Annotated in this window: 1 rRNA gene (running past one end of the window); it reads right to left on the bottom strand. The window is 53.9% G+C overall.

The annotated features are described in order from the left end of the window. Nucleotides 1–94 precede the first annotated feature (94 nt). Nucleotides 95–1,454, bottom strand: a 23S ribosomal RNA gene (locus AC5O77_RS21500); it runs 1,619 nt beyond the window's last position.

The following is a 1,454-nucleotide window of genomic DNA, read 5'->3' as shown; positions in this document are numbered from 1 at the left end:
GGATAAGGCGCCTGCCTCTCGTAGTTCTTGTGACGTAGCGTGCACTTGGATGCTCTTACGACGTTGTCGTAAAGCCAAGGCAACTTGAGGTTATATGGTCAAGCCTCTCGGATCATTAGTATCAGTTAGCTCAATACATTGCTGTACTTACACACCTGACCTATCAACCACGTAGTCTACATGGTTCCTTCAGGGGGCTTGTGCCCCGGGAGATCTCATCTTGAGGCGCGCTTCCCGCTTAGATGCTTTCAGCGGTTATCGCTTCCGAACATAGCTACCCGGCAATGCCACTGGCGTGACAACCGGAACACCAGAGGTTCGTCCACTCCGGTCCTCTCGTACTAGGAGCAGCCCCTCTCAAATCTCCAACGCCCATGGCAGATAGGGACCGAACTGTCTCACGACGTTCTGAACCCAGCTCGCGTACCACTTTAAATGGCGAACAGCCATACCCTTGGGACCGACTACAGCCCCAGGATGTGATGAGCCGACATCGAGGTGCCAAACACCGCCGTCGATATGAACTCTTGGGCGGTATCAGCCTGTTATCCCCGGAGTACCTTTTATCCGTTGAGCGATGGCCCTTCCATACAGAACCACCGGATCACTAAGTCCTAGTTTCCTACCTGCTTGATCCGTCGATCTTGCAGTCAAGCACGCTTATGCCTTTGCACACAGTGCGCGATGTCCGACCGCGCTGAGCGTACCTTCGAGCTCCTCCGTTACTCTTTAGGAGGAGACCGCCCCAGTCAAACTACCCACCATACACGGTCCCCGACCCAGATAATGGGCCCAGGTTAGAACGTCAAGCACGACAGGGTGGTATTTCAAGGATGGCTCCACTGCAGCTAGCGCCACAGTTTCATAGCCTCCCACCTATCCTACACAGACGAACTCAACGTTCAGTGTAAAGCTATAGTAAAGGTTCACGGGGTCTTTCCGTCTTGCCACGGGAACGCTGCATCTTCACAGCGATTTCAATTTCACTGAGTCTCGGGTGGAGACAGCGCCGCTGTCGTTACGCCATTCGTGCAGGTCGGAACTTACCCGACAAGGAATTTCGCTACCTTAGGACCGTTATAGTTACGGCCGCCGTTTACTGGGGCTTCGATCAAGAGCTTCGCCTTGCGGCTGACCCCATCAATTAACCTTCCAGCACCGGGCAGGCGTCACACCCTATACGTCCACTTTCGTGTTTGCAGAGTGCTGTGTTTTTGATAAACAGTCGCAGCGGCCTGGTTACTGCGACCCTCTTCAGCTATAGCTCGCACGAGCCACCAAAAAGGGTGCACCTTCTCCCGAAGTTACGGTGCCATGTTGCCTAGTTCCTTCACCCGAGTTCTCTCAAGCGCCTGAGAATTCTCATCCTACCCACCTGTGTCGGTTTACGGTACGGTCTGCGTAAGCTGAAGCTTAGGAGCTTTTCCTGGAAGCGTGGTATCAGTGACTTCGCC

This window comes from Stenotrophomonas sp. INTA L402-1 (assembly GCF_059295135.1).
Note: the sequence above shows the minus strand (reverse complement) of the source record. Positions and strands in the feature narration are given on the sequence as shown.